This is a genomic window from Shinella sp. HZN7 (assembly GCF_001652565.1).
Taxonomy (GTDB): domain Bacteria; phylum Pseudomonadota; class Alphaproteobacteria; order Rhizobiales; family Rhizobiaceae; genus Shinella; species Shinella granuli.
The window spans coordinates 2,193,021-2,214,743 of sequence record NZ_CP015736.1 but is presented as its reverse complement, the minus strand read 5'-3'; the positions used below and the strand labels follow the sequence as shown (position 1 = coordinate 2,214,743).

At 65.5% G+C, this 21,723-nt stretch carries 21 protein-coding genes; 8 read left to right on the top strand and 13 right to left on the bottom strand.

What is annotated here, in order from left to right; all coding sequences use genetic code 11:
- Positions 1-84: 84 nt before the first annotated feature.
- On the bottom strand, positions 85-2,259 hold the full coding sequence (gene katG, locus shn_RS10685) for a catalase/peroxidase HPI (RefSeq protein ID WP_064330384.1): 2,175 nt from the start codon (positions 2,257-2,259) through the stop codon (positions 85-87).
- A 168-nt stretch (positions 2,260-2,427) separates the two neighbouring features.
- Here katG and shn_RS10680 point away from each other — a divergent pair, with 168 nt between their 5' ends.
- Positions 2,428-3,327 (top strand): hydrogen peroxide-inducible genes activator, encoded by a 900-nt coding sequence (locus shn_RS10680; protein WP_064330383.1) that lies wholly within the window; start codon positions 2,428-2,430, stop codon positions 3,325-3,327.
- 36 nt (positions 3,328-3,363) lie between these two features.
- Here the strand turns inward: shn_RS10680 and shn_RS10675 are convergent, their stop codons facing one another.
- On the bottom strand, positions 3,364-3,690 hold the full coding sequence (locus shn_RS10675; RefSeq protein WP_064330382.1) for a DUF3307 domain-containing protein: 327 nt from the start codon (positions 3,688-3,690) through the stop codon (positions 3,364-3,366).
- A 203-nt stretch (positions 3,691-3,893) separates the two neighbouring features.
- A complete protein-coding gene (locus tag shn_RS37525) occupies positions 3,894-5,291 on the bottom strand; it encodes a calcium-binding protein (RefSeq protein WP_064330381.1) in 1,398 nt (465 codons plus the stop codon).
- A gap of 152 nt (positions 5,292-5,443) precedes the next feature.
- Between shn_RS37525 and shn_RS10665 the strand changes: the two genes are divergently transcribed.
- The 5 genes from shn_RS10665 (at position 5,444) to shn_RS10645 (ending at position 11,475) form a co-directional block, all read left to right on the top strand.
- Positions 5,444-6,001, top strand: a complete 558-nt coding sequence (locus tag shn_RS10665) for a DUF924 family protein (RefSeq protein WP_064332537.1) — start codon at positions 5,444-5,446, stop codon at positions 5,999-6,001.
- Positions 6,002-6,108: 107 nt separating this feature from the next.
- The gene (locus tag shn_RS10660; protein WP_064330380.1) at positions 6,109-8,586 is read left to right on the top strand and encodes a mechanosensitive ion channel family protein; all 2,478 of its coding nucleotides are present in this window, start codon (positions 6,109-6,111) and stop codon (positions 8,584-8,586) included.
- Between the two features lie 146 nt (positions 8,587-8,732).
- Positions 8,733-8,996, top strand: coding sequence for a hypothetical protein (locus tag shn_RS10655; protein WP_064330379.1), 264 nt, complete (start codon positions 8,733-8,735; stop codon positions 8,994-8,996).
- 185 nt (positions 8,997-9,181) lie between these two features.
- Positions 9,182-10,009, top strand: coding sequence for a response regulator (locus shn_RS10650; protein WP_064330378.1), 828 nt, complete (start codon positions 9,182-9,184; stop codon positions 10,007-10,009).
- Positions 10,010-10,230: 221 nt separating this feature from the next.
- On the top strand, positions 10,231-11,475 hold the full coding sequence (locus tag shn_RS10645) for a diguanylate cyclase (protein ID WP_064330377.1): 1,245 nt from the start codon (positions 10,231-10,233) through the stop codon (positions 11,473-11,475).
- 28 nt (positions 11,476-11,503) lie between these two features.
- Here the strand turns inward: shn_RS10645 and shn_RS10640 are convergent, their stop codons facing one another.
- A complete protein-coding gene (locus shn_RS10640) occupies positions 11,504-12,511 on the bottom strand; it encodes a GlxA family transcriptional regulator (protein ID WP_133032976.1) in 1,008 nt (335 codons plus the stop codon).
- 298 nt (positions 12,512-12,809) lie between these two features.
- Here shn_RS10640 and shn_RS10635 point away from each other — a divergent pair, with 298 nt between their 5' ends.
- Positions 12,810-13,418, top strand: coding sequence for a GNAT family N-acetyltransferase (locus tag shn_RS10635; protein WP_064332535.1), 609 nt, complete (start codon positions 12,810-12,812; stop codon positions 13,416-13,418).
- Between the two features lie 88 nt (positions 13,419-13,506).
- Here the strand turns inward: shn_RS10635 and shn_RS10630 are convergent, their stop codons facing one another.
- Both shn_RS10630 and shn_RS10625 read right to left on the bottom strand, forming a co-directional pair.
- Positions 13,507-13,710: a hypothetical protein gene (locus shn_RS10630; RefSeq protein WP_145925902.1), complete on the bottom strand. Its 204-nt coding sequence runs from the start codon at positions 13,708-13,710 to the stop codon at positions 13,507-13,509.
- A gap of 105 nt (positions 13,711-13,815) precedes the next feature.
- Positions 13,816-14,034, bottom strand: a complete 219-nt coding sequence (locus tag shn_RS10625; protein ID WP_064330375.1) for a hypothetical protein — start codon at positions 14,032-14,034, stop codon at positions 13,816-13,818.
- Between the two features lie 116 nt (positions 14,035-14,150).
- Between shn_RS10625 and shn_RS10620 the strand changes: the two genes are divergently transcribed.
- Positions 14,151-15,068, top strand: a complete 918-nt coding sequence (locus shn_RS10620) for a LysR family transcriptional regulator (RefSeq protein ID WP_064330374.1) — start codon at positions 14,151-14,153, stop codon at positions 15,066-15,068.
- Positions 15,069-15,345: 277 nt separating this feature from the next.
- Here shn_RS10620 and shn_RS10615 read toward each other — a convergent pair whose 3' ends face one another.
- The 7 genes from shn_RS10615 to shn_RS10585 all read right to left on the bottom strand — a co-directional run bounded on the left by shn_RS10615 (position 15,346) and on the right by shn_RS10585 (position 21,690).
- A complete protein-coding gene (locus shn_RS10615; RefSeq protein WP_064330373.1) occupies positions 15,346-17,415 on the bottom strand; it encodes an ASKHA domain-containing protein in 2,070 nt (689 codons plus the stop codon).
- 38 nt (positions 17,416-17,453) lie between these two features.
- Positions 17,454-17,777 (bottom strand): hypothetical protein, encoded by a 324-nt coding sequence (locus shn_RS10610; RefSeq protein WP_064332534.1) that lies wholly within the window; start codon positions 17,775-17,777, stop codon positions 17,454-17,456.
- Position 17,778: 1 nt separating this feature from the next.
- A complete protein-coding gene (locus shn_RS10605) occupies positions 17,779-18,744 on the bottom strand; it encodes a methyltetrahydrofolate cobalamin methyltransferase (RefSeq protein WP_064330372.1) in 966 nt (321 codons plus the stop codon).
- A gap of 90 nt (positions 18,745-18,834) precedes the next feature.
- Positions 18,835-19,929, bottom strand: a complete 1,095-nt coding sequence (locus shn_RS10600) for a methylenetetrahydrofolate reductase (RefSeq protein ID WP_064330371.1) — start codon at positions 19,927-19,929, stop codon at positions 18,835-18,837.
- Between the two features lie 3 nt (positions 19,930-19,932).
- Positions 19,933-20,517: a methylenetetrahydrofolate reductase C-terminal domain-containing protein gene (locus shn_RS10595; protein ID WP_064330370.1), complete on the bottom strand. Its 585-nt coding sequence runs from the start codon at positions 20,515-20,517 to the stop codon at positions 19,933-19,935.
- Positions 20,510-20,812, bottom strand: coding sequence for a virulence factor (locus tag shn_RS10590; RefSeq protein ID WP_064330369.1), 303 nt, complete (start codon positions 20,810-20,812; stop codon positions 20,510-20,512). Before shn_RS10590 ends, shn_RS10595 begins: the two co-directional genes overlap by 8 nt.
- A 110-nt stretch (positions 20,813-20,922) precedes the next feature.
- Entirely contained in the window at positions 20,923-21,690 is a 768-nt protein-coding gene (locus tag shn_RS10585; RefSeq protein WP_064332533.1) for a formyl transferase, read from the bottom strand.
- Positions 21,691-21,723 lie beyond the last annotated feature (33 nt).

Here is a 21,723-nt window from a genome sequence, read left to right as displayed (position 1 = left end):
TTGCTCTAGCCTTGCGGCCTTGCATTCCTGCCGAAACCTTCCCCCGCTCGCGCGGGGGAAGGTGTGCGTCTGATGGCCTGCCGGTCAGGCGGCCAGATCGAACCGGTCGGCGTTCATGACCTTGACCCAGGCGGCGACGAAGTCGTTGACGAACTTTTCCTTGCTGTCGTCCTGGGCATAGACTTCCGCATAGGCGCGCAGGATCGAGTTCGAGCCGAAGACGAGGTCGACGCGCGTCGCCGAGTATTTGGCGGCGCCCGACTTGCGGTCGCGGATCTCGTAGAGGTTGTTGCCCGTCGGGATCCACGAATAGGCCATGTCGGTGAGCGTGACGAAGAAGTCCGTCGTCAGCGCGCCGACGCGGTCGGTGAAGACGCCATGGGCGGTGCCGGCATGGTTGGTGCCGATGACGCGCAGGCCGCCGACGAGGGCCGTCATTTCCGGTGCCGTCAGGCCCATGAGCTGGGCGCGGTCGAGCAGCAGCTCTTCCGGGCTCACCACATAGTCCTTCTTCTGCCAGTTGCGGAAACCGTCGGCGAGCGGTTCCAGCGGGGCGAAGCCGTCCACATCGGTCTGCTCGGCCGTCGCATCGCCGCGGCCCGGTGCGAAGGGGACCGTGACGTCGAAGCCCGCGGCCTTCGCCGCCTGCTCGACACCCCAGTTGCCGGCGAGCACGATGACGTCGGCAAGGCTTGCGCCCGAGGCGGCCGCGATCGGCTCCAGGACGGCAAGCACCCGGCCGAGACGCGCCGGCTCGTTGCCTTCCCAGTCCTTCTGCGGGGCAAGGCGGATGCGCGCGCCGTTCGCGCCGCCACGGAAGTCGGAACCGCGGAAGGTGCGGGCGCTGTCCCAGGCGGTGGCGACGAGGTCCGCGGCCGACAGGCCGGAGGCGGCGATCTTCGCCTTGACGGCGGCGACGTCATAGTCCGTGCGGCCGGCCGGGATCGGATCCTGCCAGACGAGGTCTTCCGCCGGCACGTCCGGGCCGAAGTAACGCGACTTCGGGCCCATGTCGCGATGGGTCAGCTTGAACCAGGCGCGGGCGAAGGCATCGGAGAACGCGGCGAAGTCGTTCTTGAAGCGCAGCGAGATCTCGCGGTAGATCGGGTCCACCTTGAGCGCCATGTCCGCGTCGGTCATCATCGGGATGGTGCGGATCGAGGGATCCTCCACGTCGACCGGCTTGTCTTCCTCGGCAATGACGATCGGCGCCCACTGCGATGCGCCGGCCGGGCTGTGGGTCAGCGTCCATTCATGCTTGAACAGCATTTCGAAGAAGCCGTTGTCCCACTTCGTCGGCTCGGAGGTCCATGCGCCTTCGATGCCCGAGACGACCGTGTTGCGGCCGATGCCGCGGCCCTTCGTGTTCATCCAGCCGAGACCCTGGAATTCCGGGCCGGCGGCTTCCGGATCCGGGCTGAGATCGCCCGCGCTGCCATTGCCGTGCGACTTGCCGATCGTGTGGCCGCCGGCCGTCAGCGCGACGGTTTCCTCGTCGTCCATGCCCATGCGGGCGAAGGTCTCGCGCATCTGCGCGGCCGTCGCCAGCGGGTCGGACTTGCCGTTGACGCCTTCCGGGTTGACGTAGATGAGGCCCATCTGAACGGCGGCGAGCGGGTTTTCCAGCGTTTCCGGCTTGGAGACGTCGCCATAACGGCCGTCGCTCGGGGCGAGCCACTGCTTTTCGTCACCCCAGTAGACGTCCTTTTCCGGCGCCCAGATGTCTTCGCGGCCGAAGGCGAAGCCGAAGGTCTTCAGGCCCGCCACGTCATAGGCGATGGTGCCGGCGAGCGCGATCAGGTCGGCCCAGGAGATCTTGTTGCCGTATTTCTTCTTGATCGGCCAGAGCAGGCGGCGGCCCTTGTCGGTGTTGACGTTGTCCGGCCAGGAATTGAGCGGGGCAAAGCGTTGGTTGCCCGTATTGGCGCCGCCGCGGCCGTCCGCGGCGCGATAGGAGCCGGCGGCGTGCCAGGTGACGCGCGCCATCATGCCGACATAGCTGCCCCAGTCGGCCGGCCACCAGTCCTGGCTGTCCGTCATCAGGGCGCGCAGGTCTGCCTTCAGCGCCTCCACGTCCAGTGTCTTGAGCTCTTCGCGGTAGTTGAAGCCCTTGCCCAGCGGATTGGTCTTCGTGTCGTGCTGGTGCAGGATGTCGAGGTTGAGCGCGTTGGGCCACCAGTCCATGACGGAATTGTTGAGGGCGGTGGCGCCGCCGTGCATGACCGGACACTTGCCGGTCGTCGTCGTCTTCGTATCCATTTGGTCCTCCAACGGATTTTCTTGATTCGACAGGTCACCGGAAGGGGACTTGCAGGCGCGCCTCTTGGGTCGGCGCCGCGGTGAAGCGTCTTCCGGGTTGCCAAGGCGTAGCAAAGGCCAGTCATAAATTCCAATTGTAAAAACTAAAGGCTCCGATATGCTCAGGTTATGAATGGCCTGACCATGAAACATCTGCGCTATTTCGAGGCGCTTGCCCGCATCGGCCATTTCGGCCGGGCGGCGGAGAGCTGCGCCATTTCGCAACCGGCGCTCTCCGTGCAGATCCGCGAGCTGGAGGAACTGGTGGGCGTGCCGCTCGTCGAGCGGGGCGGGCGGCGCATCCGGCTGACGGGGCTTGGCGAGGAATTCGCCGAGCGGACGCGGGCGATCCTGCGCTCGGTCGACGAGCTGGAGGATCTCGGGCGGGCGGCGCACGGGCCGATCGCCGGCCGCCTTCGCCTCGGCGTCATCCCGACGGTCGCGCCCTATCTCCTGCCCGACATCATCAAGGCGCTGGCGCGGCTCTATCCCGGTATCGATCCGCGGCCGCGCGAGGCGATCACGCAGCGGCTGATCGAGGACCTGACGGAGGCAAAGCTCGACGCTGCCATCGTCGCGCTGCCGATTTCGGAGCCGGCCCTCAAGGAGATCGCGCTCTTCGACGAGGAGTTCGTGCTGGTGCGGCCTCTGGAGGACGCCGGAAAGCCGGTGCCGAGTTCCGACAGGCTGCATGAAATGCGCCTGCTGCTGCTGGAGGAGGGGCACTGCTTCCGCGACCAGGCCCTTTCGGTCTGCAATATCGGGGCATCCTCGGTGCGCGACCTGATGGAGGGAAGCTCGCTCTCGACGCTGGTGCAGATGGTCGGGGCGGGCATCGGCGTGACGCTCATTCCGCAGATGGCGGTCGATACGGAAACCCGGTCCGCATCGGTCTGCATATCGTCGCTGGCCGAACCCCGGCCGACGCGGACGATCGGCATGGTCTGGCGCAAGAGCAACCCGCTTTCGGCGCAGTTCGCCACGATCGCCGAGATCGTCCGCGATACCGGCCTGAAGAAGCAGGCATGAGCGGGCGGGCGCGTCCCGGAAGGGCGCCCGTCCCCGTCATGGCGCCATCAGGGCCAGGCTTGCAACCAGCCAGACGAGCTTGCACAGGAGATGCAGGGCCTGGTCCTGCGCGAAGCTGATCTTCCGCCTGATCTTGGTCTCGTCGATCAGGACATGCAGGACCCATTCGGCAAGGCCGAGCAGGGCGCTTCCCGTCACCAGCAGCACCACGGCGCCGTGGATGCCGGCATGGGCGACGAGGTGGTAGGCCCGCAAGGGGCCCTCGACCTTCGCTTTCACCAGGAAGTCCGATTGCAGGGGATAGTCGGCCAGCCAGTGCCCTGCGCACAGCAACAGACCCATGGTCAGAATTTCGTTCGTCATCGAATGAACTGTGCGGTTTGGGCGTTATGGTCATGCCGCCGGTGGCCGGGGATCCATGCAATCGGCGGGGCTGAACCGCTGTTCTATTGCACCATCCGCGTCGCGCTGTTCCCTGGGGAACAGCGTGGCCGCCCGGAGACCTTTTGTTGCGCCATATGCGATTACCCTGCGCCGCGCCAAAGGCCTTCGGGTCAGGGCATGTCCTAGAGCAGGAAGTCGCCTTTGCTCAGCGCCAGCTTGCCGTCGAGGTCGAGGCGGAAATCGGCGGCCTTGTCGCCGTCGATGTCGCCTTCCACGATGTTGACGGCCTTGCCGTTTGCCGTCGTCGTGTACCAGCGCAATTCGCCGGCATCGCCCGTGAAGGCCTTGCCCCGCGCAAGAAGGGTGAAGCTGTGGCCGGCCTCGGGACCGTTGGCGTCGATGGCGGAAAGGTCGATGCGGTCGCGGCCGGGCTCGAAATCCGTGATGCGGTCGCGCGTCGCAAGGCCGATCTCGGCGGCGCTGCGGAAGACGAAGGTGTCGGCGCCCGCCCCGCCCGTCAGCCGGTCCGCACCCGCCCCGCCGTTCAGCCAGTCGTTGCCGGCGCCGCCGTCGAGCCGGTCGTTGCCGGCAAGGCCCACGAGCGCGTCATCGCCGCGGCCGCCGGAAAGCGTGTTGGCGTGCGAGGATCCGACGAGGAGGTCGGCGTCGTTGGCGGCCGAATCATGCGCCGTGCCGTCGCCTGTAAGATTGCGCGCTGTGGCGGAGGCGACCTGCAGTTCCTCAAGCGCCATGCCCCTGGTTATGCCGTAGGCGGCCTTCAGCCGGGCGATGGCGGGGGCATATTCCTCGAAGATCGAATCGATGCCGGAAAAGCCCTTGATGCGGCCGGCGGCGTCAGCGTCGAAGCGGCTTTCATAGGAGAGGATCTTTTCCCGGTGCGCGGCGTACATGCGGCCCGCGTCGAGCGCCTCCGCCGTCGTCGCCATGCCCTCTCTGGCGAAGAGCTTGAATTGCTCGGCCTCGACATAACGCCGGTTGGCGATGCCGGCATGGCCGCTGCCGTTGGAATTGTAGCGGATCTCGTACCAGGCCTCGGCCCGGTCGCCGGCAAGGATCGCGGCCTTCAGCTTCGGTCCGAGCAGGGCGGGTGCATTGTAGGCCATGCTGAAGAGCACGGCGCGCTCGGTGGAGTTCGGGATGCCGGCGAGCCATTTGTCGATCGCCGCCTCGTAGCGCGGCGAGAGCGCGGCCAGCGCCGTCTGGATCTCGGCATCGGAGGAGAAGGCGAAGGTCTTCGGCACGCCCGGATCGCGCGTGGCGTTCCAGTCGGCCATGACCTTGTCGAGCCGGCTGTTGAGCAGCGCGGTCTCGTCCCTGGCGTAGCCCTGGTCGATGACGGCCTTCAGCTTCGCCTGCAGCGCCGCGCTCCAGCCGCTGCCGGCGATCGCCTTCAGCACGGGTTCGAGATTGTAGCGCAGGTTGAAGCCGATGCCGATCGTCGGCGCCGGATCGGCCGCCGTGTCGAGATAGGCCCGCCGCGTCGAGCCCTCCAGGGCAAGGAGCAGGTCGAAACCCGTCTTCCGATAGGCGGAGGTGGAAAGACCGGTGAATTTCAGCATCGCTTGCCCTGCTTTCGTCGCGTGCGCACAGCCTAGCGCGGGCGAGGTAAAGGCACCGCTCACGAAAAGGGGAAACGCTTTGCTAACGCCGCCCCCTTGCAACCCGGTCGCACACCGCCATATTGCCGCCAGGACGAATGGAGACGGATGGCATGGGCGAGAGCAGGATCAGGACACCGCTGGAGGTCGTCGACTTCTGGTGCGAGACGCTGACGGCCAAGGACTGGTGGCAATCGACGCCGGCGCTCGACGCGCATGTGCGCGAGACCTTCGCCGAAACCCATTTCGCCCTCTCTCAGGCGGTGACGGCGCCGTGGCAGGCAAGCCCGGAGGCGCGGCTTGCCGCCATCATCGTGCTCGACCAGTTCCCCCGCAACATGTACCGCGCCTCGCCGCTGGCCTTCGCCACGGACTGGATCGCCCGGCGCGAAGCGCGCCTTGCGCTGGAGGCCGGCGCCGACAAGGCCGTCCCCTATGACCGCCGCCATTTCTTCTACATGCCGCTTGAACATTCCGAGGATCTTGCGGACCAGGACCTCTCCGTCGCGCTCTTCGAGGCGCATGGCGACGAGATGTATCTCGACTATGCCGTCCGCCACCGGGACGTCATCGTCGAATATGGCCGCTTTCCGCATCGCAATGCCTTCCTCGGCCGTGTCTCGACCCGGGAGGAGGCGGCCTATCTCGCCGAGCCGGGCGCCGGATTCTAGCAACACGGGCAGGCCGGTTTAAAATGGCCGCATTCGCGGGTAGAACGGGGGCGCAATCGCGTGTCCCGCGCTGCATCGTCTGTTTCCGTTCAATCGAGGATGGCCTGTTGCCGACCTTCCGCCTTCTCTGCGTCCTTCTCACGGTCCTCCTGCTTGCGGCCGCGCCCGCCGCGGCGCAGACCGCCGCGGCGCCCGCCCTCGTCGATGCGACGCAGATCGAGCAGGCGAGCAACGATCTCGACCGTGCCAGCGGCCAGCTCAATGCGATTCGCGAGCGGGTGGAGCGCCACAAGGACGACGATGCGCGGCTCGTGGAGCTGAAGATCGAGGCCGAGGCGCTGAACCGGACGATCCTGGCCATTTCCGTCGCGACGCGGCCGCGGCTGGAGGCGATCAAGGCGCGCCAGGCCGAACTTGGCGACCCGCCGGCCGAGGGTGCGCCGGCCGAAGGCGCCGTCGTGGTGGAGGAGCGCAAGAAGCTTGCCGTAGAGCGCAACGAAATCAACGCGCTGACCGGCGAGGCGGAAAACCTCTCCATCGAGGCGACGAAGCTTTCGAACCGCATCACGGAAATCCGACGGCAGCTCTTCACCGACGCCATCCTCAAGCGCACGGGCGTCAACACCGCGCTCTTCACGGAGGCCTCCGGTGCGCTGACCCACGAGGCGGCGACGTTCGGCCGCACGGTGACGGCGTGGCTGCAATTCGTCTGGAAATTCAAGCGCATGCAGCTTCTGGGCGCCGTCGCCCTGTCGCTGGTGGCCGCGCTGGTGCTGCTGTCCGGCAGCTACCGGCTGTTCTCCCCCTTCATCACGCGCGCCGTGCAGCAGGAGAAGCCGCATTACATCACGCGGCTTTCCGTCGCCTTCTGGTCGACGATCCTGCCGAGCATGGCGGCGGGTGCCTTTGCCGGCACGAGCTATTTCTTCCTCGATACGTTCAACGTGCTGCGCTCCGACATCGCGCCGATCATCTCGATCGCGCTGGCGGTGATGGTGGCGATCTTCTTCGTCGCCCAGCTTGCCAATGCGGTGCTTTCGCCCGGCGACGGGCACTGGCGGCTGGTGCGGGTGTCCGATCGCGGCGCGCAGCTTCTGTGGCTGCTGATCTTCAGCATGGCCATCGTCAACGGCGCCGACTATTTCCTCGGCACGATCAGCGAGGTGCTGGGCTCCCCGGTCGTCCTCACGGTGGTGAAGAGCTTCTTCGCCTCGATCGTCATCGGCGCGCTGCTCGTCGTCACCGCCTTCATCAAGCCGGTGCTGCACCAGGGGGAAGCGCACGATTCGCAGGGGCGCCCGTGGCCGCGGTCGATCTTCATCCTCCTGATGCTGACCGGCCTCGGGCTCATCTTCGCCTCGCTGCTCGGCTATGTCGGCATGGCGCGCTTCATCGCCACGCAGATCGTCGTGACGGGCGCGATCGTCGTGACCATGTATATCGGCTTCCTGTCCGGCCGCGCCGTCTCCGCGCCCAATGCCTTTGCCGAAACGGCGGTCGGCAAGCGGCTGGAGCAGCGCTTCGGCCTCGGCCAGGTGGCGCTCGACCAGGTCGGGCTTGCCGCGGGGCTCAGCATCTATCTGCTGATCTTCGTCGTCTTCGTGCCGATGGTGCTGCTGCAATGGGGCTTCCAGGTCGCGGATATCGAATCCTGGACCTACCGCATCTTCACGGAAATCCGCATCGGCAGCATCACCATCTCGCTGATCGGCATCCTTGCGGGCATCCTGCTCTTCGTCGCCGGCCTCGTCGTCACGCGCTGGTTCCAGAAATGGGTGGACGGCAATGTCCTGGCGCGCAGCCAGGTCGATGCCGGCGTGCGCAATTCCGTCCGCACCGCCGTCGGCTATGCCGGCGTGGCGCTGGCCGGCCTTGTCGGCATATCGGCGGCGGGCATCAACCTGTCCAGCCTCGCGCTCGTTGCCGGCGCCCTCTCGCTCGGTATCGGTTTCGGCCTGCAGAACATCGTCTCGAACTTCGTCTCGGGCCTCATCCTGCTCGCCGAGCGGCCGTTCAAGGTGGGCGACTGGGTGGTGGCCGGCACGACCGAGGGCTTCGTGCGCCGCATCTCCGTGCGCGCCACCGAGATCGAGACCTTCCAGCGCCAGACGGTGATCGTGCCGAACTCGGTGCTGATCAACGGGCAGGTCGGCAACTGGACGCACCGCAACAAGCTCGGCCGCATCGACATAGCGATCAGCGTGCATGGCGGCAACGATCCGCGCCGGGTGCAGGAGATCCTCGTCGAGGTCGTGCGCGGGCAGCAGGGGCTGCTGCGCAATCCCGAGCCGATGGTGGTCTTCCAGGCGTTCTCCTCGGCGACGCTCGACTTCGAGATCCGGGCCTTCCTTGCGGATATCCTCAACGGCACGGGCGTGAAATCCGATCTGCGCGCCGCCATCCTCGAACGGTTCCGGGCCGAAGGCATCGCCATCGGCGCGCCGGCGGCGGCGGAGGTGCCGATCAAGATCTCGCCGGAAGGGGCCGATCTCATCACCGCGCTGCTCGACCAGGCGACGCAGAAGGTCCGCCCGCCAGCGGCAGGCCGGCGCGGCAAGCCGGCGGACGACGCATCCGGCACCTGACCGCCGCGCCCGATTTGCGGCACATGAACGCCGCATTCACGCTGCATTCAGCCGTGGCCCCATAAAACACATGCAAATCCCGGCGAGGAACGATAGTGTTCCGCAAGGGCTTGTGAACAGGGGCGGCGCTAAAGCGCCGGGCGAAGATGAAGCGAATGATCATGATGCTGCTGGTGTCGGCCGCTGTGTCCGCTCCGGCCATGGCTGCCTCGGTGACCAACAAGGACGGCGACACCCAGGTGCTCGTCATCGTGGAGGGCGGCAGCCGCATGGAGGTCGCGCTGGAGCCCGGTGCGACGGAGACGATCTGCCCGTCCGGCTGCTTCGTCACCCTGCCGAACGGCGACCGCATCGCCCTGAACGGCGGCGAGAATGTCGAGATCGAGGGCGGTTCAGCCTCGGTCAAGTAAGCTTCGGGACGGTTGTTTGCTGCGGCGCGGAAGTCGAACCGCGCCGTTTTGCTTTTGTGCGGTTGGTTTTGCGCGATGCGGCCGAGTTTCGCCTCCCGCCTTTTCATGCCCTCTAAATTTAACGCTTTCGCAAAGGGTTGCCGCTAGGTCTTAACTTGGGGAACATTCTGTTACGAAGGCATATCATGGCGTTTATCGGCATTTCCGGAATGCAGTATTCCGGCGCGTCTCTCTCGCATCACCGTATTCTTGTTGCCGAGGACTCGAATGTCTTCACCTCCATGATCTCCAAGCGCCTGAAGGAGCTTTTCGACATCGATGTCGAGATCTGCCGCAGCTTCGAGGAACTGGAGCTTGCCTATGACAAGTCCAGCGAGAAGATCACGCTCGCGATCTCGAACATCAACCTGCCGGGTGCCGAGAACGGCGAGGCGCTGAACTACCTGGTCGACCTCAGCATTCCGACGATCGTCTTCACCGGCACGTTCCAGCAGACGACGCGCGACCAGTTACTCTCCAAGGAAATCGTCGACTACATCCTGAAGGACAATATCTTCGCCGTCGACATGCTGGCCGAATCGGTCTGCCGCTTCCTCACCAACCACAACCACCACGTCCTGATCGTCGACGACAGCGCGACGGCCCGGGCGTTGCTGACGACGCGCCTGAAGCGCTACAACTTCCGCGTCAGCACGGCGGAGAACGGTTCGGCTGCGCTCGCGCTGCTCAAGGCCAATCCCGATATCGGCCTGATGATCACCGACTACAACATGCCCGACATCGACGGTTTCGAGCTGACGCGGCGCATCCGCGGCACGATCGGATCGCACCAGTTGCGCATCATCGGCGTGTCGTCCTCGACCGATCGCCTGCTGTCCGCCCGCTTCCTGAAGGCCGGCGGCAACGACTTCATCATGCGCCCGTTCATCGATGAGGAATTCTACTGCCGCGTTAATCAGAACCTCGACACGCTGACCCAGATCAAGACGGCCCAGCGGCGTCTTACGGCTTGATTTCCCTGCTGTTTCGGCAATCCACCCTTATATGTCCCTTACGTAGCGTAAGATATTTCTTTGCGGATTAACCAGTTGGTAAAACCGGTGGTTTGTAATGCGTTCCAGACCGGAACATCATCAGGGTACTGGACGACGTGGGAGTGGATCCAAATCCGCAGCGAGGGCCTGCATTTCTGCGCCATTCAGGCCAGCAGGTGCTGCTTGTGGAAGACTCGCGCATGTTTTCCACCGCGCTCAAGTACCGGCTTGAGCGGGAGCTCGGCCTTTCCGTCACCCATTGTTCCAGCATGGCCGCCGTCCGGGCGATCTTCCAGGGCGAGGCGCCGGAATTCGTTCTGGCCGTTCTCGACCTCAACCTTCCCGACGCGCCGAACTGCGAAGCGCTCGACTATGTGATCTCGAAGGGCATCGCGCCGCTGGTCTTCACCGGCTCCTTCAGCGATGCCACCCGCGACCATATCCTCGCCAAGAACGTGCTGGACTATGTCGTCAAGGACAATCCGGCAGCGATCCAGCAACTGGTGCTTGCCGTCGATCGCATCCTGACGAGCGGCAAGACGCAGGTGCTCGTCGTCGATTCCGATCCGGAGAGCCTGCAGCGGCAGGTGAGCCTGATCGCTAAGCAGCGGTTCCAGATCATCGCGGTCGAAAGCGGTGCGGCGGCGCTCGATGCGCTGGATTCGCATGGCGGCATCGACATGGTGGTCTGCGATCTCGCGCTTGCCGACATGGACGGATTCGACCTCCTGAGCGAGATCCGCCAGCGCCACGGCGACGATGCCGTGCGGGTCGTCGGCCTATCGACCTCGGAGGACCGCATGGTCGCCGCCCGCTTCCTGCGCGCCGGCGGCGATGAATATATCCAGAAGCCGTTCCTCATCGAAGAGTTCAACAGCCGCATCTTCCACGTCGCGGCGATCCAGAAGCGTGTCCAGTCGCTGCACCGCATCGCCGCGCGGGACTATCTCACCGACATCTACAACCGGCGCTACTTTTTCGAGGCAGGGCCGCGGCTCGTCGACCAGGCGCTGCGCCGGGGCGAGCCCATGTCGATCGCCATCCTCGACATCGACCATTTCAAGCGTCTCAACGACACCTACGGCCACGAGGTCGGCGACATCGTGCTGAAGGCCGTCTCGCGCCGGCTCAAGCACCGGGTCGGCGACCGCCATCTCCTGGCGCGGCTCGGCGGCGAGGAGTTCGGCATCATCTTCCACGGCCTGGAGCTGGAAGGGGCGCTGGAATATTGCGAAAAGCTGCGCCTGGAACTGGCGGCCCAGCCGATCAATGCGGATGGCGAGCCCCTGACGATCACCGTCTCCGCCGGTCTTGCGGCGATCTCCGGCCGGGAAACCTTCGACAACTATCTGAACGCTGCCGACCAGTTCCTCTACATGGCCAAGCATGCCGGCCGGAACCGCGTCTTCTCCGAACTGTCGCTGATGAGCGCGCTGGCAAGCTGAGCCCCGCCGTGGCGGGGCCTTTGGTCGATCAGCGGGCGATGGCCGACAGCGTCAGCTTGCGCTCGGCGCGCTCCTGCTGGGGCGAGCGGTTGTAGAGTTCGCGGTAACACTTGGAGAAGTGCGAGGCGGAGACGAAGCCGCAGGCGACCGCCACTTCCACCACCGGCATCGAGGATTGTACGAGCAGGTGGCGCGCCCGGTCGAGCCGGATCTCGAGATAGTAGCGGGCGGGCGAGCGGCCCATCTCCTGGCGGAACAGCCGCTCGATCTGGCGGCGCGAGAGGTCCGCGCTGTCGGCGATCTCCAGCAGCGACAGCGGCTCGGAGAGGTTGCTCTCCATCAGCTCGATGATCGACAGCACCTTGGCGTTCTGCACGCCGAGGCGGGCGCGCAGCGGCAGGCGCTGGCGGTCGTGCGGCCCGCGCACGCGGTCGGTCAGCGCCTGTTCGCAGACGCGGTTGACGAGATTCTCGCCGAAATCCTGGTCGATCAGGTTCAGCATCATGTCGAGCGAGGCGGTGCCGCCGGCGCAGGTATAGATGTTGCTGTCGATCTCGTAGAGGTCGGCATAGACGTCGGCCTGCGGGAAGGCCTCGGCAAAGCCCGGCAGGTTCTCCCAGTGGATCGCGCAGCGCTTGCCGGTGAGCAGGCCCGCCTGGGCGAGCACATGGGCGCCGGTGCACAGCGAGCCGACGGCGATGCCGCGGTTGTAGACCTCGCGCAGCCAGGCATTGACCGACTTGTTGGAGAAGTCCTCGACATAGATGCCGGAACAGACCAGCACCATGGAGGGCCGGTTCTCGCCGCCGAGATATTTGCGCTCGTCGGCGAGCGAGGAGTTCACCTCGATGCCGATGCCGCTGGAGGAGAGCACCTGCTGGCCGTCCGTCGAGGCGAGGCGCCAGGTATAGGCCTCGTAGCCGAGCATGCGGTTGGCGATGCGCAGGGTCTCGATCGCCGCCGAGAAGGGCAGCATGGAGAAGTTGGGCACCAGGAAGAAAACGAGAGAACGCTTCTTGACGTTTGGCTTGTTCATCGGAGTGTCCATGCTGGAGGCGCGATGTCGCAATCGTTGCAGGCAGTCCGGCAGTCGCGCTAGTATTTTTGCGACACCGAAAGGGATGGTTACGACTGAATCCCGCTACGTATCGCTGAAATGCCAGTGCCTTCCGGCGGAATTGTGTCCATGCCTTCGCACTTGCACATTTGCGACCCTGCCGCCGGCATCGTCCGATTGCGACAGCTTGCCCCGATATACGGGAACCGCGTCGTTCCGTTTGACAACCAGGCCCGCCTCGCGACATAGGAAGCAGGATTTTTGCAGGGTGATGTCGATGCTGCCAGATGGATATTCGGATGTGCCGGCGGGAAAGCTCGCCGCCGTGGTGACCTGCCTTGAAATGCGGGCGCCGCCGCCCGAGCGCGCCGATCCCGGACAGGCCGGCATCACGCTCGAACGCATCGTGCGGCCGGAGATCGCCTGGTATCGCGACCTCTATGGCCGCATCGGCGCCGAATGGCTCTGGGCCTCGCGTCTCGCCATGGCCGAGGCCGATCTGACCGAAATCCTCCATCACCCGGATGTCGAGGTCCATGCCGTGATGAAGGACGGGCGGGGCGAGGGGCTGCTGGAACTGGATTTTCGCGAGGAGGGCGTCTGCGAGCTCGCCTTCTTCGGCCTGACGCCGGCGACGATCGGCAATGGAACGGGGCGCTGGCTGATGAACCGGGCGATCGCGCGGGCCTGGTCGCGGTACGGGCATCCGCCGATCCGCCGCTTCTGGGTGCATACCTGCACGCTCGATGCGCCGCAGGCCCTGTCGTTCTATATCCGCTCCGGCTTTACGCCGGTGAAGCGCCAGGTGGAGGTCTTCGACGATCCACGGGTGACGGGCATCCTGCCGGAAACCGTGGCGCCCCAGGTGCCGATCCTGCGGCCATGAAAGAAAACCGCCGGAGGGACGTTTTACGGTCAGCTCCGGCGGTATGTGGCGTCGTCTTCCTTCGGCGTGTTGCCGCTACAGTCGTCCGTCATCGTGTGGTCTTGTCCGACGAACGGAAGCCGATATCCTTGCGCTGGTCGAAGGACAGGCCTTCCAGTTCGCGCGCGATACGATAGCGCCGCCAGGCGGAGACGATCCGTTCGAAGGTGTCCCGCAGGGGATGGGACGGGCTGCCGGCGTGACGGGTGCGAGACGCATGCCGTACCGGACGATGTTCCAATGCTAGTGCCATTTCAGGGTCCTTTCGAGCTTGGGAGGTTTCGAAAGGTCGCGACCTTGATCGTGACTATGTCGCAACCTCATGCATCAATCAAACGAATATATTTGATTGGATTGATCAGCCTTCCTCATGGTTTGTGATGGCCGGCCAGTTGATGTCGTCCTTGAGGTACGGCGGTAGCTGGGCCAGTTCCTTGGCCGTGTGGCGGACCGCATTGCGCCGGCGGCGGGCTTCGATCGCCTCGCCCACGAAGCGCCGTATTGCGTAGTAAAATCCGTTTCCACGAACCGTAACGGCGAGATCGGCGCCGTTTTTGTACGATTTCTGCGTATCCATGGCGTTTTTCCTTCCACTCGTTGGCTTGTGAGGTTGACTATCCGCCCGTCTCGGTTTTCAATCAAACGAAATGAAGTGACGCTTTGCTTCAGATTTTCTGATCCATGGAGGTAGGCATGAACCTGCTGATGCGCCAGACGCTCCCCTTGCTGGAACTCGATATCCTGAAAACCTTCGTGGCGATTGCCGAGACCGGCAACTTCACCACCGCCGCCGAAACGGTGCACCGCACGCCGTCCGCCGTCTCCATGCAGATCAAGAAGCTGGAGGAACTGCTCGGCTGCACGCTGTTCCGCCGCGATGCGCGCTCCGTGGTGCTGACGCATCATGGCGAAGTGCTGCTCTCCTATGCGCGCCGGCTGATCGCGCTCAGCAACGAGGCGGTGTCGCGCTTCATGATGCCGGAAATGAACGGCGTGGTGCGGCTCGGCGCGCCCGACGACGTGGGCGAACTCATCCTGCCGGAAGTGCTGCGCCGCTTTGCCGATACCTATCCGTCGATCGCCGTCAACGTGTCGATCGAGACGAGCGGCAACCTGCGCCGCGCCGTCGCCGAGCGCCGGCTCGACCTTGCCATCTTCAATGCCTCCGACGGCACGCTCCCCGTTCCGGGCGAGATCCTGCTCAAGGAACAGCTCGTCTGGGCCGGCAAGAACTGCGGCAATGCGCATCTGAAGAACCCGCTGCCGGTGTCGGTCTGGGAAGAGGGCTGCATCTGGCGGGCGCGGGCGCTGGAGGAACTGAGCCGTTCAGGCCGCGATTTCCGCGTCGCCTATTTCTGCGCCCATCACATGGGCCAGCGCGCCGCCATCCGCGCCGATCTTGCGGTCGCGCCGCTCGCGCGCTTCCTGGTCGGGGACGACATGGTGGCGCTCGGCGAGAAGGACGGCCTGCCGGACCTCGGCCACTATCTCATCGGCCTCGTCGTCAGCGAGGAGGCTGATACGCCGGCGCTCGCCGTGGCGGATTACATCCGCGCCGCCTTCGCCCGCATCGAGCGCCGGCCGATGGACATGCTGCAGGTCGCCTGCTGAGGGAAATCGCCTATGGAATTCTGAGGGTGCCTCCTGCCCCTTCTCCCCTGTGGGGAGAAGGTCGCGGCAGCGGGATGAGGCGGGTGGCGCAGACGTTGAGACGCCGTGCAAATCCCCCCTCATCCGACCCTTCGGGCCACCTTCTCCCCACGGGGGAGAAGAAGACGAGCGGCAACGTCGCTGCTTGTACGAAGGCCCTGCCGCTTGCGGGGAGAGAGGGAAAACCCGACAATCGGCAATCCTCAGGGGGCGGGAGGCTGGGAAAAACGTCGAAGGCCTATTCCCTGCTGCGCCGCCTGCGCCGGCCGCCGCCTTCGCCGCCGTCGTCGGCCAGCACCTTGCGTTCCGGCAGGGTCACCACCTTGGCGAGCTCCGGGAAGGGATCCACCTTGTTCGGCAGCGCCATGGCGTTGACGAAGAGCTGCTGGAAGTTCGGCTCCAGTGCGGTTTCGATCTTCTCGATGCGGGCGACGGTGCGCTCGATCTCGCGGCGGTGGTCACGGTTGAGGAGGGCCATCAGCGCGCCGGTGCCGGCGGCATTGCCGACCGCCTTCACCTCGTTCAAATCGCAGTCCGGAATGAGGCCGAGCACCATGGCGTATTTCGGATCGATGAAGGAGCCAAAGGCGCCGGCGAAGCGGATCGTGTCGACATGGTCGATGCCCTGCTTTTCCATGAGCAGCTTGATGCCGGCATAGAGCGCGGATTTGGCGAGCTGGATGGCGCGGATGTCGTTCTGCGTCACGGTGATGCGCTGCTCGCCGTCATGCAGCAGGTAGGAGAAGGTGCGGCCGTTGGCAAGGATGCGCGGGCTCTTCTCCGCCATCGCGCCATCGACCACGCCGTCTTCGGAGATGATGCCGGAAAGATACATCTCCGCGACGACCTCGATGATCGCCGAGCCGCAGATGCCGGTGACGCCGACGCTGGCGGCGGCCTCGGCGAAACCGTCCTCGTCCGACCACTTGTCGACGCCGATGACGCGGAAGCGCGGCTCCAGCGTCGCGGGATCGATGCGCACGCGCTCGATCGCGCCGGGGGCGGCGCGCTGGCCGGAGGAGATTTCCGCGCCCTCGAAGGCGGGGCCGGTCGGCGAGGAGGCGGCGACGACGCGGTCTTTGTTGCCGAGCACGATTTCCGCATTGGTGCCGACATCGACCAGCAGCATCATGCGGTCCTGCCGGTAGGGGCCTTCGGACAAGGTGGCACCCGCCGCATCCGCGCCGACATGGCCGGCGATGCAGGGCAGGGTGTAGAGCCGGGCGCCGCGATTCACCTCGATGTCGAGTTCATGCGCCCAGTATTGCAGCGCGCCCGACACGGCGAGCGCGAAGGGCGCCTGGCCGAGCTCCGTCGGGTCGATGCCGAGGAAGAGGTGGTGCATGATGGGGTTGGCGACGAACACCATGTCGAGGATGTCGTGCCGGTCGACCTCGCCTTCGGCGCAGACCTTGCCGATCAGGCCGTTGACGGCCTCGCGCACCGCCTTCGTCATGGCTTCCCTTCCGTCCGGGTTCATCATGACATAGGAGACACGGCTCATCAGGTCTTCGCCGAAGCGGATCTGCGGATTGGACGTGCCGGACGAGGCGACGATGCGGCCCGACAGCAGCGAGACGAGATGCATGGCGATGGTCGTCGAGCCGATATCGCAGGCAATGCCGTAGGCCTCGTTCTTCAGGCCCGGATAGAGGGCGACGATGAAGGGGCGCGATGAATCCATGTCGCGGTGGATGGCGGCGGTGACGCCCCAGTTGCCCTTGCGCAGGATCGACTGTACCTGCGGGATGAGGTGCGGGGCGATCAGGAGGTCCTTCCAGCCCCAGTCCTTCTCCAGCATCACCTTCAGGCGGTCGAGATCGCCGAGCGGCTTGTGCATGTCGGGCTCGTCCACTTCGACATAGCAGAGCTGGACGGCGGCGTTGCGCTCGATGACGCGGTCCGACGCCGCCTTGCGTACGACCTGCGCGTTGATGACGGTGTCCTGCGGCACGTCGACGACGAGGTCGCCGAGGATGAGGGCGGAACAGGAGAGGCGGCGGCCTTCCGGCAGGCCGCGGATCTTTTCGTAGCGCTCTTCCTTCGGGCCTTTTTCCGAGATGTGGTCGAGCGAGGAGACGATCTTGTGCTTGGCGAAATTGCCTTCCTGCACCTCGATCTGACAGCGCCCGCAGGTCGCGCGCCCGCCGCAGACGCTCTCGACATAGACGCCGAGTTTGCGCGCCGCTTCGAGGACGGGGGTGCCGACCGGGAAGCGGCCGCGCTTGCCCGAGGGCATGAAGAGGACGAGCGGCTCCTTCACCGACGTTTCGGTCATGTTGGTCTCGTTCTCACCTTCGATGCGCATCGGTCGTACTCTCTTTTTTCGGCCTGAAACGGCGTTCCTCAGCCCTTCCTGGCCGAGAGACGTCGCACATTGCGGCGCACGCGCTTGCCGTAGGGTTTCAGCGCGGCCTCGGAGACGGCGCGGGCCGTGGCTTGCGGCGAGGCCGCCGTCATCACGGCCTTTGCAACGGCAAAATTGGCTGCCACGACGCTCTCCGCCGTGGCAGCCATCTTTTCGGTGACCATCCGGGTCATTTCGGCCGTGTTCTGCGTCGAGCCCGTCAGCGCCGCCATCTGCATCTCGTGGCAGCGCATGGCGATGACCAGCGGCGCCTGCAGCCAGAGGCTGAAGGCATCGCGACGAAACTGGCGCCCGCCGGCCACGTTATTCTCGCGCCGCGCCGGCGCCGGCGCGGGCTGCGCGGCCGCCGCGGCGACCACCGCCGGCTGCCGGTGCTGCGGATGCGGCCGCGACGGCGCCGCCTTCGGCGGGCTTGTGGTCGCGGTAGGTCATGATCCAGTTGGTGCAGTTCGCATCCGTGCCGTTGAGCACGTTCGCGGCGCGCACGGCTTCCATCTCCTGCGGGCGGCAGGGGTTCATGATGGCCGAGGTCATGCCGGCGCCGATGACCATGGGGATGAAGCCGGCATTGATGCCGTGGCGGTGCGGCAGGCCGAAGGAGATGTTGGAGAGGCCGCAGGTCGTGTTGACCTTCAGCTCGTTGCGCAGGCGATAGAGCAGCTGGAAGACCTGGCGGCCGGCATCGCCCAGCGCGCCGATCGGCATGACGAGCGGGTCGACGACGATGTCATGCGGCTTGATGCCGTGGTCCATGGCGCGTTCGACGATCTTCTTGGCGACGGCGAAGCGCACGTCCGGGTCCATGGAAATGCCGGTCTCGTCGTTCGAGATGGCGACGACCGGGACATCATACTTCTTGACGAGCGGCAGGATGGCTTCGAGCTTCTCCTCCTCGCCCGTGACGGAGTTGACCAGCGGACGGCCCTTGGCGACCTTCAGGCCGGCCTCGATGGCGGCGGTGACCGAACTGTCGATGGCGAGCGGGATGTCGACGAGACCCTGGACGATCTCCAGCGTCTGCACCAGAAGGCCCGGCTCCGTCTCGTTCGGGTTGACCGAGGTCACGCCCGCATTGATGTCGAGCATGGTGGCGCCGGCGGCGACCTGTTCCAGCGCATCCTTGATGACGGTCTCGAAATTGCCGGCCTGCATTTCCGCGGCCAGCTTCTTGCGGCCGGTCGGGTTGATGCGTTCGCCGATGACGCAGAAGGGCTGGTCGAAACCGATGACGATTTCGCGGGTGGCCGAGGCGACGATGGTGCGTGTCATATAGGGTCCTCTGGGGCGGGGCGCTGGGTCTGGTCTAGCGCGCGATTTCCGGTGTTACAAGCGGCATGCCCGGCGGCGGCCGGCATGGGATCAATGGGGGTGATGGGCGGCGGTCTCGGCCATCTGCTGCTGGTTCTGTTCGACGCCCTGGCGGGTCCTTTCGATGCGTTCGGCGACGAGCTGGTCGACCGGGTTCGGCTCGCGCTTCCAGGGCTGGCGGCCCTTCAGCACGCCGGAATCATGCACGATCTCCGCGACATATTCTTCCTGCCGGTAGGCCATGACGTGAATGCCGGAAACGCCCTCGATCTCCTTCACCTCGTTGATGATGTCGATGCAGAGCTGCTTGCCTTCCTTCTTCTGGTCCTGGGCGCCCTCAAGCCGCGCGATGACGGAATCGGGAATGTGGATGCCCGGCACGTTGGAGCGGATCCACTTCGCCGTCTTGGCCGAGGCCATGGGGCCGACGCCGACGAGGATGTAGCATTTCTCGTGCAGGCCGAGGTCGCGCACCTTCTTCATGTATTCGCGGAACATCGGCACGTCGAAGCAGTACTGGCTCTGCACGAACTGCGCGCCGGCCTCGATCTTCTTGGCGAGGCGATAGGGGCGGAAGTCGTAGGGCGGGGCGAAGGGGTTGATCGCCGCGCCGAGGAAGACCTTCGGCGGCGTCGTCAGCTTGCGGCCGGAGAGGAACTTCGAATTGTCGCGCATGATCCGCACGGTTTCGAGCAGCGACATGCAGTCGAGGTCGAAGACAGGCTTTGCGCCGGGCTGGTCGCCGGCCTGCACGCCGTCGCCGGTCAGGCACATGATGTTGCACACGCCCATGGCAGCGCCGCCGAGGACGTCGCCCTGGATGGCGATGCGGTTCTTGTCGCGGCAGGCGATCTGCATGATCGGCGCATAGCCCATGCGGGTGAGCAGCGCGCAGATACCGACGGAGGACATGTGGCAGTTGGCGCCCGACGCGTCGACCGCGTTGATGCCGTCCACCCAGCCGTCGAAGATCGCGGCGCGCTCGTAGACGTCTTCCGGATTGGCGCTGTCGGGCGGGTTGAGTTCCGTCGTGACGGCGAATTCGCCGCGGCGCAGCACGCGCTCCAGCCGGCCGAGCGAGGAATGGCCGGGCAGGGGATCGAGCGGCAGGTGGGGCCCGAGCGGGTTTTCATCGATATGCGCCATGGATCAGGCGTCCTTTCCGGCAGCGGCGGCTTCCCTGGCGGCGGCGGCCTCTGCCGTCACGCGCAGCCAGGAGGAGGTTTCGCGCAGCGACTGGTTCACCGGTTTCTGCACGTTCATGATGGCATCCCCCTTCGCCATGTTCTGCGATCCCTTCCAGGCCTGGACCCAGACGCAGGGCATGTCCGGCTCCACTTCGCAATTGCCGTTGGCGCGAACGCCGCCGCAGGGGCCGTTGCGAAGCTGCTTGGGACAGTTCATCGGGCAGGACATGCCCGTCGACGACAGCGCGCACTGGCCGCACATGCGACAGTCGAAGAGAAAACCCTTCACATGGCGCTCGACGAAGGTGATCGGCCGCTCGACGCGCTGGTAGCCGAAAAGCTTCCAGACCGGGTGCAGCAGCAGGAAGCCCTGGGCGAAGCGGTGGTAGAACCACTCGAAGAAGCGGGAATGGCGCACGGCCCACAGGCGGACGGTGTATTTGTGCCGGGCCCGACGGCTCGGCGAGACGCCGGCCGGCGTGAAGGCGCCGGTGGCGGCCTTCTTGGCGGGGGCGGCATTGCCCGGTTTCTGGACGGTGTCAGCCATTGTCGCGGCCTCCGGCCTTGACGAGGGCGACGAGCCGCTCGCGGTCATAGGCGGCTTCCAGCTCGGCCGCGGCCCTGTCGGCTTCCGCCTCCAGGTCGTCGGAGACCGGAACGGGATCGGCCTTGCGCCATTCGGCGAGGTAGTCGTCCGTTTCGGCCGCGCCGGTGCGCATGGCGCACATGTCGATCGCCTCGGTGAAGCGCAGCGACAGTTCCCGCTTGGCGCTCGTGCGGCCCTTCTTGATGATGACCTGGGCGGGGATGTCGCGCCAGTAGACGATGATGCGGTCTGCCATGTCGAAAATTCTCCTCGCGCTGACAATGCGATCTTGCCGCGTCGCGGGCTTCACCCGCCACGACTGCCCCATGCTCAAAAACGACGCGGGATTCGACTATACAGAAGCTTTTACCAGATGCCGCGGGTCACGCCGTTCCAGAGCCAGCTCCAGATCGGCGGATGATACCATTGCCGCGAGGGCGCCGCTATTTTCAAGGGCTTGAGATTGCCGGCCGCCGCATCGCGCATCGCCTCGACGATGATGCCGGTCGAGGCTGCCGTCTGGAGCAGCGGATAGGTGTGCATCGTGTCGCGTTTGGAAGGTTTGACGCGCTGCTGGTAGAGGACGTCGCCGGTGTCGACGCCCGGATCGACGAGGTGCACGGTGCCGCCGAAATTCTCCTCGTCGCGCTCGATGCGCGACCAGTAGCCGCCCTGCAGGCCGCGATATTGCGGGTTGATGCCGGCGTGGAAGTTGAGGACGGGGCAGGGGATCGCGGCAAGCGTTTGCGCCTTCATCATGCGGCAGCTCACGAGGAGCAGCGCGGCCGGCCGGATCTCTTCGAGCGCCTTCAGCAGTTCCGGGCTGTTGGCCGAGGGGACGGCGATGCGGCGGATTGCCGGGTCCACCGAGGGGTTTGCAGCGAATTGCTCAAGGATTTCCGCGGCGCGTTTCGTGGTGAAGCGCTTGCCGTATCGGGAGACGACCATGGTGGCGAGCTGGCCGAGGGCCTGTACCCAGCCGAGCTTTTTCGCCCGCCGCCGGATGAACAGCTTTTTCGATTCGGGCTGTTCCTCGATGACGACGAGGTTCGGGAAAGCGGCCTTGAGGGCGTTGACGACGATTTCCGGGTTGGGGCCGGGCTGGATCAGAATGGCGATGGTCGGTGCCGTCATCGAGGAGCCTATGCATTTGCGTCCGCCCCTCAT